Raw genomic sequence first — 15,803 nt, 5'->3', positions numbered from 1 at the left:
TGGTCCGGCCGATCAGGCGGCGCGTTCGGCCGCCAGATCGGCATCGCAGCCGCTGGCAGCCCAGATCCAGCGCGCCGCCAGCCGGCGCAAGGCCGGCTCGGCCCAGCGTGGCCACCAGGGCCACACCCGGCGCGGCTGGCTGACCATCGCGCAGCGGTACAGGCGCTGCGCCGCATCCCAGCGCAACGCGCGGCAGCGCCCCTGGCGCCGCCCGCTCACCACGATGCCCAGAGGGCAGGGCGCCCAGGCGCAGCACACCCCGCAGCCATTGCAGGGCTGGCCGATCGCGGGCATGGGCGGGGCCTCGGACCGCAGGCGGATCACGCGTGGCGTGGCGCGGGGGTGGGAATTCACTGACGCATTTTTCGTCCGGACGACCGATTTGTCAGGAAAGTAAAGGGTTTGCGGGCGCGTAATACAGCCCACAACAACAAGTCACGGCGGTGGTACAGTCCCGAATGTGACTTGAACGGTCCTTCTGTGTCCCCTTGCTGGTTATCGAGACAAACCGAGCAAGGCGGGTCGCAATCCGCCAACCGGTGAAGCCGGGCCGCGGAAGGTTGATCAACCCATCGGAGTCCTGGCAACCGGGGCGAAAGGTGAGCGAAAGATGATGCAGCAATACAGGTCGAACTCGTACCTGTTCGGGGGCAATGCGCCCTATGTCGAGGAGATGTACGAAGCCTACCTCGACAACCCGGGCTCCGTGCCCGACAACTGGCGCGCCTACTTCGACGCGCTGCAACACGTCCCCGCCACCGACGGCACCGAAGCCCGCGACGTCGCCCATGCGCCGGTCGTCGAGTCCTTCGCCCAGCGCGCCAAGGCCAACGCCTTCGCCGCCAAGGCCAGTTCGGCCGATCTGGCCGTCGCCCGCAAGCAGGTCCATGTCCAGTCGCTGATCGCCGCGTACCGCAACGTGGGCGCCCGCTGGGCCGACCTGGACCCCCTCAAGCGCACCGAGCGCCCCAAGATCCCCGAACTCGAGCCGGCGTTCTACGACCTGACCGAGTCCGACATGGACATCTCGTTCTCGGCGGCCAACAGCTATTTCAGCAAGGCCGAGAACATGACGCTGCGGGAGATCCTGCAGGCCCTGCGCGAGACCTATTGCGGCACGCTGGGCGTCGAGTTCATGCACATCACCGACCAGACGCAAAAGCGCTGGTGGCAGGAAAAGCTGGAATCGATCCGCTCCAAGCCCAGCTTCACCCCCGAGAAGAAGAAGCAGATCCTCGAGCGCCTGACCGCGGCCGAGGGTCTGGAGCGCTTCCTCCACACCAAGTACGTCGGCCAGAAGCGCTTCTCGCTCGAAGGCGGCGAGAGCTTCATCGCCGCGATGGACGAGGTCGTCCAGCGCGCCGGTGAGCAGGGCGTGCAGGAAATCGTCATCGGCATGGCCCACCGTGGCCGCCTGAACGTGCTGGTCAACACCCTGGGCAAGATGCCCAAGGACCTGTTCGCCGAGTTCGACCACACCGCGCCCGAGGAACTGCCCGCTGGCGACGTGAAGTACCACCAGGGCTTCAGCTCCGACATCGCCACCGCCGGTGGCCCGGTCCACCTGAGCCTGGCCTTCAACCCCTCGCACCTGGAAATCGTCAACCCGGTGGTTGAGGGCTCGGTGCGCGCCCGCATGGACCGCCGCGGCGACAAGGTCGGCGCCCAGGTGCTGCCGGTGCTGGTGCACGGCGACTCGGCCTTCGGTGGCCAGGGCGTCAACCAGGAAACGCTGATGCTGTCCGAAACCCGTGGCTATTCCACGGGCGGCACGGTGCACCTGATCATCAACAACCAGATCGGTTTCACCACCTCGGACCCGCGTGACCTGCGCTCCACGCTGTACTGCACCGACATCGTCAAGATGATCGAGTCGCCGGTGCTGCACGTCAACGGCGACGATCCGGAAGCGGTCGTGCTGGCCACCCAGCTGGCGCTGGAGTTCCGCATGACCTTCCGCAAGGACGTCGTGGTGGACATCATCTGCTTCCGCAAGCTGGGCCACAACGAGCAGGACACGCCGGCGCTGACCCAGCCGCTGATGTACAAGAAGATCGCCCAGCACCCCGGCACGCGCAAGCTGTACGCCGACAAGCTGGCTGCGCAAGGCCTGGGCGAGACGCTGGGCGACGACATGGCCAAGGCCTACCGTGCCGCCATGGACGCTGGCCGCCACACGGTCGATCCGGTGCTCAGCAACTTCAAGAGCAAGTTCGCCGTGGACTGGCTGCCCTACCTGGGCAAGAAGTGGACCGATTCGGCCGACACCGCGATCCCGCTGACCGAGTGGAAGCGCCTGTCCGAGCGCCTGACGACGATCCCCGAGACCGTCAACATGCACCCGCTGGTCAAGAAGGTCTACGACGACCGCGCGGCCATGGGCCGTGGCGAGATCAATGTCGACTGGGGCATGGGCGAGCACATGGCCTTCGCGTCGCTGGTGGCCGCCGGTTACCCGGTGCGCCTGTCCGGCGAGGACTGCGGTCGCGGCACTTTCACCCACCGCCATGCGGTCATCCATGACCAGAAGCGCGAGAAGTGGGACGAAGGCACCTACATCCCGCTGCAGCACGTGGCCGACAACCAGGCGCAGTTCACCGTCATCGATTCCATCCTGTCCGAAGAGGCGGTGCTGGGCTTCGAGTACGGCTACGCCTCGGCCGAGCCGAACACGCTGACGATCTGGGAAGCCCAGTTCGGCGACTTCGCCAACGGCGCCCAGGTGGTGATCGACCAGTTCATCGCCTCCGGCGAGGTCAAGTGGGGCCGCGTCAACGGCCTGACGCTGATGCTGCCGCACGGCTACGAAGGCCAGGGCCCCGAGCACAGCTCGGCCCGCCTGGAGCGCTTCATGCAGCTGGCGGCGGACACCAACATGCAGATCGTGCAGCCCACCTCGGCCAGCCAGATCTTCCACCTGCTGCGCCGCCAGATGGTGCGCCCGCTGCGCAAGCCGCTGGTCATCTTCACGCCCAAGTCGCTGCTGCGGAACAAGGACGCCACCTCGCCGCTGACCGACTTCACCCGCGGCGAGTTCAAGACCGTGATCGGCGAGCAGAACGAGGCGATCGACAACGCCAAGGTCAAGCGCGTGATCGCCTGCTCGGGCAAGGTCTACTACGACCTGGTCAAGAAGCGCGAGGACAAGAAGGCCACCGACGTCGCGATCCTGCGCGTCGAGCAGCTGTACCCGTTCCCGCACAAGGTGTTCGGCGCCGAGCTGAAGAAGTACCCCAACGCCACCGAGATCGTGTGGTGCCAGGACGAGCCGCAGAACCAGGGCGCCTGGTTCTTCATCCAGCACCAGATCCACGAGAACATGCTTGACGGCCAGCGCCTGGGTTACGCCGGCCGCCCGGCCTCGGCCTCGCCCGCGGTGGGCTATGCCCACCTGCACCAGGACCAGCAGAAGGCGCTGCTGGACCAGGCCTACGGCAAGCTCAAGGGTTTCATTCTCAGCAAATAAGCACGACGGCGGACGCCCTCAGGGCGCCGCCGAAGTCCTGGCCTGAGGCGCCTCGCCCGGGCCGGGGCTGGCGGATGCACAGCGTCCCCCGCACCGACACGAAAGACACATCATGGCAATCGTAGAAGTCAAGGTCCCCCAACTGTCCGAGTCCGTGGCCGAGGCCACCCTGCTGCAGTGGAAGAAGAAGCCCGGTGAAGCCGTGGCCATGGACGAGATCCTGATCGAGATCGAGACCGACAAGGTCGTGCTCGAAGTCCCGGCGCCGGCCGCCGGCGTGCTGGCCGCTCACGTGGTGGGCGACGGCGGTACCGTGGTCAGCGACCAGGTCATCGCGCAGATCGACACCGAGGGCAAGGCCGGCGCTGCCGCTGCGCCCGCCGCCGCCGCCCCGGCGCCTGCTGCCGCCCCCGCGGCCGCGCCCTCGGCCGACAAGTCCGGCGTGGCCATGCCCGCCGCCGCCAAGCTGATGGCCGACAACAACCTGGCCGCCGGCTCGGTGGCCGGCACCGGCAAGGACGGCCGCGTCACCAAGGGCGACGTGCTGGGTGCCGTGGCCTCGGGTGCCAAGGCCGCGGTGCCGACCCCGGTGGCCGCGCCGGTGAATGCCGCCGTCGCCAAGCCGCTGCCCGCGGTGGCCGCGCCCACGCTGCAGAACCTGGCCGACCGCCCCGAGCAGCGCGTGCCGATGTCCCGCCTGCGCGCCCGCATCGCCGAGCGCCTGGTGCAGTCGCAGTCGACCAACGCCATCCTCACCACCTTCAACGAGGTCAACATGGCCCCGGTGATGGAGATGCGCAAGAAGTTCCAGGACAAGTTCGAGAAGGAGCACGGCGTCAAGCTGGGCTTCATGAGCTTCTTCGTCAAGGCCGCGGTGGCTGCGCTCAAGCGCTACCCGATCCTGAACGCCTCGGTCGACGGCAACGACATCGTCTACCACGGCTACTTCGACATCGGCATCGCGGTGGGTTCGCCCCGTGGCCTGGTGGTGCCCATCATCCGCAATGCCGACCAGCTGAGCTTCGCCGACATCGAGAAGAAGATCGGTGAATTCGGCCAGAAGGCCAAGGACGGCAAGCTGGGCATCGAGGAGCTGTCGGGCGGCACCTTCTCGATCTCCAACGGCGGCACCTTCGGCTCGATGCTGTCGACCCCGATCATCAACCCGCCGCAGTCGGCCATCCTGGGTGTGCACGCCACCAAGGACCGCGCGGTGGTCGAGAACGGCCAGGTCGTGGTGCGCCCGATCAACTACCTCGCGATGTCCTATGACCACCGCATCATCGACGGCCGCGAGGCCGTGCTGGGCCTGGTCGCGATGAAGGAAGCGCTGGAAGACCCGGCCCGCCTGCTCTTCGACATCTAAGCACTGCCCCCTGATTGAAGCGCCCCGTCCAACGGGGCGCTTCTTCCAAGCTCACCAGGAAGATTCATGTCCAAGCAATTCGACGTCGTCGTGATCGGCGGCGGCCCCGGCGGCTACATTGCCGCCATCCGCGCGGCCCAGCTGGGCTTCAACGTGGCCTGCATCGACGAGTGGAAGAACGCCGCTGGCGGCCCGGCCCCGGGCGGCACCTGCACCAACGTCGGCTGCATCCCGTCGAAGGCGCTGCTGCAGTCGTCCGAGCACTTCGAGCACGCCAGCAAGCACTTCGCCGAGCACGGCATCTCCACCGGCAAGGTCGAGATGGACGTGGCGAAGATGATCGCCCGCAAGGACGGCGTCGTGAAGCAGAACAACGACGGCATCCTCTACCTGTTCAAGAAGAACAAGGTCAGCTTCTTCCACGGCCGCGGCTCCTTCGTGGCGGCCAAGGACGGCGCCTACGAGATCAAGGTCGCCGGCGCTGCCGAGGAAGTGATCGTCGGCAAGCAGGTGATCGTGGCCACGGGCTCGAACGCCCGTCCGCTGCCGGGCGCCGAGTTCGACGAGGTCAACATCCTCTCCAACGACGGCGCGCTGCGCGTGGGTGCGGTGCCCAAGAAGCTGGGCGTCATCGGCTCGGGCGTGATCGGCTTGGAGATGGGCTCGGTCTGGCGCCGCCTGGGCGCCGAGGTCACCATCCTCGAGGCCCTGCCCACCTTCCTGGGCGCCGCTGACGAAGGCGTCGCCAAGGAGGCCTTGAAGGCCTTCACCAAGCAGGGCCTGAAGATCGAGCTGGGCGTGAAGATCAGCGAGATCAAGAACGGCAAGAAGGGCGTCACCGTGTCCTACGCCGACGCCAAGGGCGCCGCCCAGGAACTGGCGGTGGACAAGCTGATCGTCTCGATCGGCCGCGTGCCCAACACCACGGGTCTGAACCCCGAGGCGGTGGGCCTGCAGCTCGATGAGCGCGGCGCCATCGTGGTGGACGGCGACTGCCGCACCAACCTGCCCGGCGTCTGGGCGGTGGGCGACGTGGTGCGTGGCCCGATGCTGGCGCACAAGGCCGAGGAAGAGGGCGTGGCGGTCGCCGAGCGCATCGCCGGCCAGCACGGACACGTCAACTTCGCCACCGTGCCCTGGGTCATCTACACCAGCCCCGAGATCGCCTGGGTCGGTCGCACCGAGCAGCAGCTCAAGGCCGATGGCGTGGCCTACAAGGCCGGCCAGTTCCCGTTCCTGGCCAACGGCCGGGCGCGTGCGCTGGGCGACACCACCGGCTTCGTCAAGATCCTCGCCGACGCCGCGTCGGATGAGATCCTGGGCGTGCACATCGTCGGCCCGATGGCCTCCGAGCTGATCGCCGAGGCGGTGATGGCCATGGAGTTCAAGGCCAGCAGCGAGGACATCGCCCGCATCTGCCACGCCCACCCGTCGCTCTCCGAGTCGACCAAGGAAGCGGCGCTGGCCGTTGACAAGCGCACCCTGAACTTCTGATGCGTCTTCGCCAAGGGTTTGGCGCGGATCCGGCTCTGCCGGTCCGCAGCCAAAGCCCCCTTGGGGGGCAGCGACCGCCAGGGAGCGTGGGGGCATGACGGTTACCGAGCTGTATCACGAGACCCTGGCCGAGCGCGGCTACCAGAGCGACCCGGCGCAGCTGCGCGCCGTGGCCGCGCTGCAGCGCTGCCAGGACGAGTGGGCGGCCTACAAGGCGCGGCGCAGCAATGCCATCACCAAGGCCCTGGTGCGCCCGCCGATCCCGCGCGGTGTGTACATGTACGGCGGTGTGGGGCGCGGCAAGAGCTTCCTGATGGACGCCTTCTTCCAGGCGGTGCCATTGACCCGCAAGACGCGCCTGCACTTCCACGAGTTCATGCGTGAGGTGCACCGCGAACTGCAGGACCTCAAGGGCCTGCAGAACCCGCTGGACGAACTGGGCAAGCGCATCGCCCGGCGCTACCGGCTGATCTGCTTTGACGAGTTCCATGTCGCCGACGTCACCGACGCGATGATCCTGCACCGGCTGCTGGAGTCGATGTTCGCCAACCGCGTGTCGATCGTCACCACCTCGAACTTCCACCCTGATGGCCTGTACCCCAACGGCCTGCACCGCGACCGCATCCTGCCGGCGATCGCGCTGCTGAAGGACAAGCTGGAGGTCATCAACGTCGACAACGGCACCGACTACCGTCAGCGCACGCTGGAGCATGTGCAGCTCTACCACACGCCGCTGGGCGAGGTGGCCGACCAGGCGATGACCCAGGCCTTCGAGGAGCTGGCCGAGGCGCGTGATGAGTCGCCTGTGCTGCACATCGAGCACCGCGAGCTGCGCGCGCGCCGGCGCGCCGGCGGCGTGGTGTGGTTCGACTTCCAGACGCTGTGCGGCGGCCCGCGCTCGCAGAACGACTACCTGGAGCTGGCCAGCCAGTTCCACACGCTGCTGCTGTCGGACGTGCCGCAGATGCCGGTGCGCATGGCCTCGGAAGCGCGGCGCTTCACCTGGCTGGTGGACGTGCTCTACGACCGCCGCGTGAAGCTGATCCTGTCGGCCGCGGTACCGCCCGAGCAGCTCTACCTGGAAGGCCCGCTGGCGCATGAATTCCCGCGCACGGTCTCGCGTCTCAACGAGATGCAGTCGAGGGAGTTCCTGTCGCTGGAGCGGCGCGAGGTGGACACGCGCCTGACCTGAGCGCCCCGCGTGGGCGTCGGTCGGTCTACTACTTGATCGGCTCGACCCGCACCAGCGCCAGCGACAGGTTGTCGCCGGTGCCGCGGGCACGCTGGCGGGCCTTGCTGATCAGCATCTCGCTGGCCTCGCGCGGGTTCAGCGCGTTGACGATGGCGCCAAGTTCCTTGCCACTCAGGTAGTGCCACAGGCCGTCGGAGCAGGCCAGCAGCGCATCGCCCTGGTCGAGGCGCTCAATGCGCTGGATCGCCACCGGCGGGTCCTGCTGGGTGCCCAGGCAGCCGGTCAGCAGGTTGGACTGCGGATGGGTGTTGGCCTGGGCCTCTGTGATCTTGCCCTCGTCGATCAGGCGCTGCACGTAGGAATGGTCGATCGTGCGCCGCACCATCTCGGCGCCCCGGAAGTGGTAGACGCGCGAATCGCCGGCATGCACCGTCCAGGCGCTGCGGTCGGGCATGATCAGGAAGGCCGCCAGCGTGCTGTGCGGCTCTTCATCGGCGGTGATGGCCGTCAGCTTGATCATCAGATGCGACTCGACCACCAGCTGCTTGAGCATCGCCTCGGCATCGTCGTCGGCGGGATTGAAGCGGTCGAAGACCTGGCGGGCGGTCAGCACCACCTGGTCGGCGGCGGTGCGCCCGCCGCTCTTGCCGCCCATGCCATCGGCCACCAGCGCCAGCAGGCAGCCGGCGACCCGGTGGTGCGGAAGGATCTCGACCTGGTCCTGCTGGTAGGCCCGATCGCCCTTGTGCAGGCCGGTCGCTGCGGTCAGCCGGTAGGCCTGGGTGCTGAGGGTGCTCATGGCATGCAATATAAACTGTCAGCAGATATTGCGCCGCCCCCTCGATGACGGAGAACCTCCATTCCCCCCAACGTCGCCTGATCGAGTTGCGCATCGAGCACGCCGATCTGGACAATCTGATCGATCGGACCGACCCGCTGACGCCACTGGACGAGCTGACCCTGCGCCGCCTGAAGAAGCGCCGCCTGGTGCTGCGCGACCAGATTGCGGTGCTGGAGGCCACCCTCGAACCGCCGGAGCCGGCCTGAATGGCCGATCCCGGATTGCCCGCGGCAGTGGCCCAGGCCTTTGCTGCCGACGGGGCCCTGTCGCGCGCCGCGCCAGGCTATGCACCGCGCCAGCAGCAGCTGGAGATGGCGCAGGCCGTCGCCGAGGCCATCGACGCCCAGGGCTGCCTGGTCACCGAAGCCGGCACCGGTGTCGGCAAGACCTTCGCCTACCTGGTGCCAGTGCTGTTGTCGGGCCGCCGCACCCTGGTCAGCACCGCCACCAAGAACCTGCAGGACCAGCTGTTCCTGCGCGACCTGCCGCGCCTGAAGGAGGCGCTGCAGGTGCCGGCCAGCGTGGCCCTGCTCAAGGGACGGGCCAGCTACCTGTGCCGCCACCGCCTGCAGCAGGCGCGCGAGGGCGCCACCTTCGCCGACCGCGGCTCGATCCGCGCGCTGGCCCGCATCGAGCAGTGGGCCCAGGGCACCCGCAGCGGCGACATGGGCGAGCTCGACGGCCTGGACGAGCGCTCCGAGCTGATCCCGCTGGTCACCTCCAGCCGCGACAACTGCCTGGGCGGCGAGTGCCCGGAGTTCGTCAACTGCCACCTGATGAAGGCCCGGCGTGACGCCATGGCGGCCGACGTGGTGGTGATCAACCACCACCTGTTCTTCGCCGACCTGTCGCTGCGCGACAGTGGTGTGGCCGAGCTGCTGCCCACGGTGGACGTGGCGGTGTTCGACGAGGCCCACCAGATGGTCGAGGCCGGCGTGCAGTTCCTGGGCCAGACCCTGGGCACGGGGCAGGCGGTTGACCTGTCGCGTGACCTGGTGGCCGCCGGCCTGCAGCATGCGCGCGGCCTGGCGCCCTGGCAGGAGTTGTCGGCGACGATCGAGCTGGCCGCACGCGAGCTGCGCCTGGCCGCTGCCCAGGGCCTGCCGGAGGTGCGCGCCCAGCTCAAGCGCCGCTGGGACGAGGCCGCCCGCGACGACGCGCTGGGCCCGGCCCTGGACCGCCTGGCCGAGGCGCTGCGCCGCGCGGCCGAGGCGCTGGAGGGCGTGGTCGAGGCGGCGCCCGACTTCGTCCGCCTGCAGGCACGCGCCCGTGAGATGGGCCAGCAGTGCCTGCGCTTCCACCGCGAATGCCCGCCCGAGCGCGTGCGCTGGATCGACCTCACGGCCCACCAGGCCCGGTTGGTGGAGTCGCCGCTGGACATCCGGGCGATGATGGGCGAGCAGCGCGCCGCAGGCTCGCGGGCCTGGGTCTTCACCTCGGCGACGCTGGGTGACGAGCCGGACCTGCGCTGGTTCTGCGAATCGGCTGGCCTGGACGATGCACGCCGCCTGCGGGTGGGCAGCCCGTTCGACTACGCCGCCCATGCGCGGGTGTATGTGCCGCCACGCTTTCCCGCCCCGGGCGAGGACGGTCACCTGACGCTGGTCGGCCGCGCCGCCGCGCACTGCGCCAAGGCGCTGGGCGGCCGCACCTTCGTGCTCACCACCACGTTGCGCGCCCTCAGGGTGGTGGCCGAGGCCCTGGAGGCCGAACTGCAGACCCTGGACGCGCCGCTGCAGGTGCTGGTGCAGGGCAGTGCCGCCAAGCGCACGCTGCTCGAGCGCTTCGGCCAGGGGGGCAGCGTGCTGGTGGGCTCGCAGAGCTTCTGGGAGGGCATTGACGTGCCCGGCGACGCGCTGCAATGCGTGCTGATCGACAAGCTGCCCTTCCCGCCGCCGAACGACCCCCTGGTCGAGGCGCGGGTGCGCCAGCTGAAGTCACAGGGGCGCGATGCCTTCAGCGAGTACTTCATCGCCGAGGCGGCGGTGTCGCTGAAGCAGGGCGCCGGCCGCCTGATCCGCACCGAGCAGGACAAGGGGCTGCTGGTGCTGTGCGACACCCGGCTGCGCGACAAGGGCTACGGGCGCCGCCTGCTGGCGGCCCTGCCGCCGATGACGCCGCTGGACAGCGGCGAGGAGGCCTTGCAGTGGCTGCGCACGCTGGCGGAGGAGCGCGCTGCGTGAAGCGCGCCGCTCAGCCGGCGCGCAGGCTCACCAGAGCTTCCACCAGGGCTTGGCCTGCGCCAGCTCAGGCTGCACGAAGCGGCTGTTCGGGAAGTTGGTGGTCAGCACCCGGCGGGCGTCGTCGCGCAGCTGCGTCAGGCCCAGGCGGTCGTAGGCCTCGACCATGATGAACAGGGCTTCCTCGCCGGCGGGCGCCTGCGGGTAGGCCTGAACGGCCTGCTGGGCGCGGTTGGCGGCCGCCAGCAGCGCGCCGCGACGCAGGTAGTAGCGCGCCACATGCACCTCGTACTCGGCCAGCGAGTTGACGATGTAGTCCATGCGCACGCGGGCATCGTCGGCATAGCGCGAGTCGGGGAACTGCTCGACCAGCTGACGGAAGGACTGGTAGGCGTCGCGCGAGGCCTGCTGGTCGCGGTCGGTCAGCGACTGGCCGGCCAGGAAACCGAGCAGACCCAGGTTGTCGTTGAAGTTGATCAGGCCGCGCAGGTAGAGCGCGTAATCCACACCGGGGCTGGACGGGTGGACCTTGACGAAGCGGTCCAGCGTCGACAAGGCCTTGGCCTTCTCGTTGGTCTTCCACTGGGCGTAGCCGATGTCCAGCTGCGCCTGCTGGGCCAGCAGGGTGCCGGCGGCCCGGCCTTCCACGCGTTCCAGCGTCTTGATCGCCTGGTCCCAGGCGCCGGTGGCCATGTCGTCCTTGGCCTCCGCATACAATTTTTCAGCGGACTTCTTCGCGTCGTCTTCCCGCGGTGTCGAGCTGCAGGCGGCCAGCGCGATCAGGGCCAGGGCCGAGAGAAGGCGTGCCAGGCGGCGCGACGAGAAAGCTGCGGTCATGTTGGAAGGTCTGCGAAGAGGCGGCCGATTATAGGAGGGCTCCTTGGAGCAGACGGGCATCGACGACACCGACCTGGACGGCCAGGCCGAAAGCCGCGCCGCGACGGTGCCGGACGCTGCCCATGGCGACCGCCTGGACCGCTACCTCACCACGCTGGCGCCGGAGTTCTCGCGCAGCCACCTGCAGTCGCTGATCGAGCGGGGGCTGGTGCGGGTCGCGGGCCAGGCCGCGCTGCAGGCCTCGCGCCGGCTCAAGGCCGGCCAGGCGGTCGAGGTGAGGCTGGAGCTGCCCGAGGAAAGCCGCGCCTTCCTGCCGCAGGCCATGGACCTGGCGGTGCTGTTCGAGGACGCCCACCTGCTGGTGCTGGACAAGCCTGCCGGCCTGGTGGTGCACCCCGCGGCCGGCAACTGGACCGGCACGTTGCTCAACGGCCTGCTGGCCCGTGACCCGGCCTGTGCGCAGCTGCCGCGTGCCGGCATCGTGCACCGGCTGGACAAGGACACCTCGGGGCTGATGGTCGTGGCGCGCAGCCTGCCGGCCATGACGGCACTGGTGCGCGACATCGCTGCGCGCACGGTGCGCCGGCGCTACCTGGCGCTGGCCCATGGGCGCGTGGCGGCGGCGCCGTTCAGCATCGAGGCACCGATCGGTCGCGACCCGTCGGCCCGCGTGCGCATGGCAGTGGTGGCCGGCGGCAAGCCGGCGCGCACCGACATCGAGCGCCTCGGACTGCGTGGAGAGATCAGCGCCGTGCGCTGCGCGCTGCACACCGGGCGCACGCACCAGATCCGGGTCCACCTGGCCTCCCAGGGCCATCCGCTGGTGGCCGATGCGGTGTACGGCGGTGCGCCGGCGCTGGGCATGACCCGCCAGGCGCTGCACGCCACCGAGCTGGGCTTTGCACACCCGATCGACGGACGGCCGATGCGCTTCGAGTGCGCGCCGCCGGCCGACTTTGCCCAGGCCTGGCAGGCCGTGGTCTCTGGCTGAGCACCGCGCCTGCGTCACATCGCGCCACGCGAAGCGCGCTACAATCAGCGCCCAAGCCCCCCGAGAGTGGGGCGGTCCGATCGGCCCGGCCGACACTGACCGCCCGGTCTGCCGCGTAGGCAGGTCCATGCCGGCGGGCTGCCTGAACCCCAGTCACGCGTCTGTCCGATGTCGGACATCGGTGTCCGACTTGCCACCGGGGTCCGGCCCTGACCGCCTGACGCGCCGTGGCACCCCGCCGGCGCCCGACACATGTGTCCATGAATACCCAGGATGCCAAGCGCGTTCTAGAAACGGCGCTCATCTGCGCCAACCAGCCGTTGTCCATGCGCGACCTGCGCGCGCTGTTCAACGACCAGGTCGGCGCCGACACCCTGCGCCAGCTGCTCGATGAGCTGCTGCGTGACTGGGCCGGTCGCGGCGTCGAGCTGGTGGCCCTGGCCAGTGGCTGGCGCTTCCAGAGCCGTCCCGAGATGCGCGAGTACCTCGATCGGCTCAACCCCGAGAAGCCGCCGCGTTACTCGCGCGCCGTGCTTGAAACCCTGGCCATCATTGCCTACCGACAGCCCGTGACCCGCGGCGACATCGAGGACATCCGCGGCGTGGTCGTCTCCAGCCAGATCCTCAAGCAGCTCGAGGACCGCCACTGGGTCGAGGTGATCGGACACCGCGATGGCCCCGGCCGTCCGTCGCTGTACGCGACGACGCGCCAGTTCCTCGACGACCTCGGCCTGGACAGCCTGGATCGCCTGCCTGCGCTCGATGGGCCGCTGTCGGCCCAGACGCTGGCGCCCCTGACCGGCGAGCAGGTGGATCTGCTCGACGAACAACCCGAACTGCCACTGGACGAGGCCCCCGAGACCCCGTCCCCCGCGCCCGCCGACCCCGGCGAGCAGCCCCCCCTCACGACGGCGCCGCCTGCGGACGCCGAACTGCCCCAGGCCGACGTGCCGAAGGACCCCAGCGAGCCATGAGCAACGACGCGCAAGAACCCACCGTTCCCGACGAGCCCACCGAGGCCCCGAAGCCTCGCCGGCGCACGCGCAGCGCAGCCGCACCGGCCAGCGACGCCGTCGCCCCCGCAGCGGCCGCTGAGGCACCGGCTGCGGACGCCGAGGCCTCGGCGCCTGCCAAGCCCGCCCGGGCCCCGCGCAAGCCACGCAAGTCGGCCGCCGCCGCGGCCGATGCCGGCGAGGCCAGCCAGGCCGCTGCACCAGCCCCCGCTGCCGCTGAGGCTGCGCCGGTCCCGGCGGCACCTGCGCCTGCGCCTGCACCCGTCGCGCCTGTGCCCGCCGCCGTGCGGGCCGACGAGGGTGGCAACGACGCGGGTGACGGTCCGAATGAGCGCCAGGGCGATGGCCAGGACGACGGTGCCGGCGAGGGGGGCGAGGACGGCGGCAGCCGCCGCAACCGCCGCCGCCGCGGCCGCCGCGGCTCGCGCCGGGGCGAGGGGGAGGGCGAGAACAGTGCCGCTGCGGCGCCGGCCGCCGACGCGGCTCCCGCTACGCCAGGGGTCGACAGCACCGAGGTCTTCGCCAGCGTGCTGGCCGGCGAGTTCGATGCCACGACCGACCAGCCGCTCGCCGAGCCGGCGCCGTCCCCGGCGGAGCCCGAAGCCGCTGCGCCGGCCGAGCCTGCCGACGACAAGCGCGTGCTGGCCCCGGACGCCGACGCGCCCAAGCTGCACAAGGTGCTGGCGCAGTCCGGTGTCGGCTCGCGCCGAGACATGGAGCAGGCCATCGAGGCCGGCCGGGTCGAGGTCAATGGCGAGCCCGCCCATGTGGGCATGCGCATCTCCTTCGGCGACCGCATCACGCTCGATGGCAAGCCGGTGAAGGTGCGCATCGCGCCGCCGCCGGCGCGTGTCATCGCCTACCACAAGCCGGTGGGCGAGGTCGTCACGCTGGATGACCCGCAGCAGCGCCCCACGGTGTTCCGCCGCCTGCCGCGCCTGCAGCACGGCAAGTGGCAGTCGGTGGGCCGACTCGACATCAACACCGAAGGCCTGCTGCTGTTCACCACCTCGGGGGACCTGGCCAACAAGCTGATGCACCCGCGTTTCGGCGTCGAGCGCGAGTACGCGGTGCGCGTGCTCGGCACGCTCGAGAACGAGGCCCGCGACCGCCTGCTGGCGGGCGTCGAGATCGAGGGCCAGACGGCGTCCTTCGTGTCGATCGCTGACGGTGGCGGCGAGGGCGTGAACCACTGGTACCGCTGCGTCATCACCGAAGGTCGCAACCGCGAGGTGCGCAAGCTCTTCGACACCGTGGGCCTGACCGTCAGCCGCCTGATCCGCATCCGCTACGGCAGCGTGGTGCTGCCGCGCGGGCTCAAGCGCGGTGACTGGGTGGACCTGTCCGGCGACGACCTGCGCCTGCTGCGCCGCCTGACCGACCAGCCGCGCGATGGCGGCCGCCCCAGCCAGCCGTCCCGCGGCCCCGACAACCGCCAAGGCGGCAAGGGCAAGGGCGGCGGCGCGCCGCAGGGTGGCGGGCAGAACCGCAACGCGCAGCAGCAGCAACAGCAGCAGCAGCGCCGCCAGCGCGAGGAGCGCCCCGATTACGACGAGGACCGCGAACCGGGCGACCCGAGCCGCATCCCGAACCCGCTGCAGCAGACCTTCGACCGCCGCCAGGTGCAGCGCGAGCGTCAGCCCTCGCGCGAGATCGACTACGAGAACTTCATCCCCAACCCGCTGCAGCAGACCTACGACAAGCGCTTTGTCCAGGGCGATCGTGGCCTGGGGGGCGGCAAGCGCGGCAAGCCCGGTGGCAAGGGTGGTGGCGGTGGCCAGGGCGGCCAGCCCGACCCGATGCGCACCTCGGTGGGCTACATCGGCGCCGACGCCTTTGCCAAGAAGCTGCAAGGCCGCGGAGGCGGCGGCAGCGGCAGCGGTGGCGGCCGTCGCCGCCGCTGAACACGCTGTTACAGCACTAGAATCAAGGGCTTTGCCCATTCCCGTTGCCGCGCGTGGCGCGGTACACCATTGACTCCAAGGAGCGCCTCATGGCCATCGAACGTACCCTCTCGATCATCAAGCCCGACGCCGTCGCCAAGAACGTCATCGGCCAGATCTACTCGCGCTTCGAAGGCGCCGGCCTGAAGATCGCCGCCGCCAAGCTGGTGCACCTGTCGCGCGCCGATGCCGAGCAGTTCTATGCCGTGCACAAGGCCCGTCCGTTCTTCAAGGACCTGGTCGACTTCATGATCTCCGGCCCGGTGATGATCCAGGTCCTGGAAGGCGAGAACGCGATCGCCAAGAACCGCGAACTGATGGGCGCCACCGACCCCAAGAAGGCCGACAAGGGCACGATCCGCGCCGACTTCGCCGACTCGATCGACGCCAATGCCGTGCACGGCTCCGACGCCGCCGAGACGGCCGCCGTCGAAGTGGCCTTCTTCTTCCCCGGCATGAACGTCTACCAGCGCTGATTTC

At 69.7% G+C, this 15,803-nt stretch carries 13 protein-coding genes; 10 read left to right on the top strand and 3 right to left on the bottom strand.

The annotated features are described in order from the left end of the window. Positions 1-12 precede the first annotated feature (12 nt). Positions 13-354 carry a hypothetical protein gene (locus KAK07_RS03975; RefSeq protein WP_310738549.1) on the bottom strand — a complete coding sequence of 114 codons (342 nt, stop codon included), beginning with the start codon at positions 352-354 and terminating at the stop codon, positions 13-15. Positions 355-610: 256 nt separating this feature from the next. Between KAK07_RS03975 and KAK07_RS03970 the strand changes: the two genes are divergently transcribed. From KAK07_RS03970 to zapE, 4 genes are all read left to right on the top strand, one after another. Next, positions 611-3,466: a 2-oxoglutarate dehydrogenase E1 component gene (locus KAK07_RS03970; RefSeq protein WP_210859181.1), complete on the top strand. Its 2,856-nt coding sequence runs from the start codon at positions 611-613 to the stop codon at positions 3,464-3,466. A gap of 112 nt (positions 3,467-3,578) precedes the next feature. After that, a complete protein-coding gene (gene odhB / locus KAK07_RS03965) occupies positions 3,579-4,832 on the top strand; it encodes a 2-oxoglutarate dehydrogenase complex dihydrolipoyllysine-residue succinyltransferase (protein WP_210853853.1) in 1,254 nt (417 codons plus the stop codon). A gap of 66 nt (positions 4,833-4,898) precedes the next feature. Then, the gene (gene lpdA / locus KAK07_RS03960; protein WP_210853854.1) at positions 4,899-6,326 is read left to right on the top strand and encodes a dihydrolipoyl dehydrogenase; all 1,428 of its coding nucleotides are present in this window, start codon (positions 4,899-4,901) and stop codon (positions 6,324-6,326) included. A 94-nt stretch (positions 6,327-6,420) separates the two neighbouring features. Then, complete coding sequence (zapE, locus tag KAK07_RS03955; protein ID WP_210859179.1) at positions 6,421-7,518, top strand: cell division protein ZapE; 1,098 nt, start codon at positions 6,421-6,423, stop codon at positions 7,516-7,518. Between the two features lie 28 nt (positions 7,519-7,546). Here zapE and KAK07_RS03950 read toward each other — a convergent pair whose 3' ends face one another. Then, positions 7,547-8,317, bottom strand: a complete 771-nt coding sequence (locus KAK07_RS03950) for a PP2C family protein-serine/threonine phosphatase (protein WP_210853856.1) — start codon at positions 8,315-8,317, stop codon at positions 7,547-7,549. A 44-nt stretch (positions 8,318-8,361) separates the two neighbouring features. Between KAK07_RS03950 and KAK07_RS03945 the strand changes: the two genes are divergently transcribed. Further along, the gene (locus tag KAK07_RS03945) at positions 8,362-8,565 is read left to right on the top strand and encodes a YdcH family protein (RefSeq protein WP_210802412.1); all 204 of its coding nucleotides are present in this window, start codon (positions 8,362-8,364) and stop codon (positions 8,563-8,565) included. Continuing rightward, complete coding sequence (gene yoaA / locus KAK07_RS03940; RefSeq protein WP_210859178.1) at positions 8,566-10,542, top strand: DNA repair helicase YoaA; 1,977 nt, start codon at positions 8,566-8,568, stop codon at positions 10,540-10,542. A gap of 27 nt (positions 10,543-10,569) precedes the next feature. On the opposite strand, the gene KAK07_RS03935 is transcribed toward yoaA, so the two are convergent. Next, positions 10,570-11,376 (bottom strand): outer membrane protein assembly factor BamD, encoded by an 807-nt coding sequence (locus KAK07_RS03935; protein ID WP_210859177.1) that lies wholly within the window; start codon positions 11,374-11,376, stop codon positions 10,570-10,572. A gap of 43 nt (positions 11,377-11,419) precedes the next feature. On the opposite strand from KAK07_RS03935, the gene KAK07_RS03930 reads away from it, so the two are divergent. The 4 genes from KAK07_RS03930 (at position 11,420) to ndk (ending at position 15,799) form a co-directional block, all read left to right on the top strand. Continuing rightward, complete coding sequence (locus KAK07_RS03930) at positions 11,420-12,367, top strand: RluA family pseudouridine synthase (protein ID WP_375141212.1); 948 nt, start codon at positions 11,420-11,422, stop codon at positions 12,365-12,367. A gap of 260 nt (positions 12,368-12,627) precedes the next feature. After that, positions 12,628-13,341, top strand: a complete 714-nt coding sequence (gene scpB, locus KAK07_RS03925) for an SMC-Scp complex subunit ScpB (RefSeq protein WP_210853859.1) — start codon at positions 12,628-12,630, stop codon at positions 13,339-13,341. Continuing rightward, on the top strand, positions 13,338-15,284 hold the full coding sequence (locus KAK07_RS03920; RefSeq protein ID WP_210859176.1) for a pseudouridine synthase: 1,947 nt from the start codon (positions 13,338-13,340) through the stop codon (positions 15,282-15,284). The genes scpB and KAK07_RS03920 overlap by 4 nt, the downstream gene beginning before the upstream one ends. Positions 15,285-15,373: 89 nt before the next feature. Beyond that, complete coding sequence (ndk, locus tag KAK07_RS03915) at positions 15,374-15,799, top strand: nucleoside-diphosphate kinase (protein ID WP_210802224.1); 426 nt, start codon at positions 15,374-15,376, stop codon at positions 15,797-15,799. The last annotated feature ends 4 nt before the right edge of the window (positions 15,800-15,803 follow it).

This window comes from Ideonella alba (assembly GCF_018069875.1).
Classification (GTDB): domain Bacteria; phylum Pseudomonadota; class Gammaproteobacteria; order Burkholderiales; family Burkholderiaceae_C; genus Ideonella; species Ideonella alba.
The sequence above is the reverse complement of the archived record's forward strand: the minus strand, read 5'-3'. Positions and strand labels throughout refer to the sequence as shown.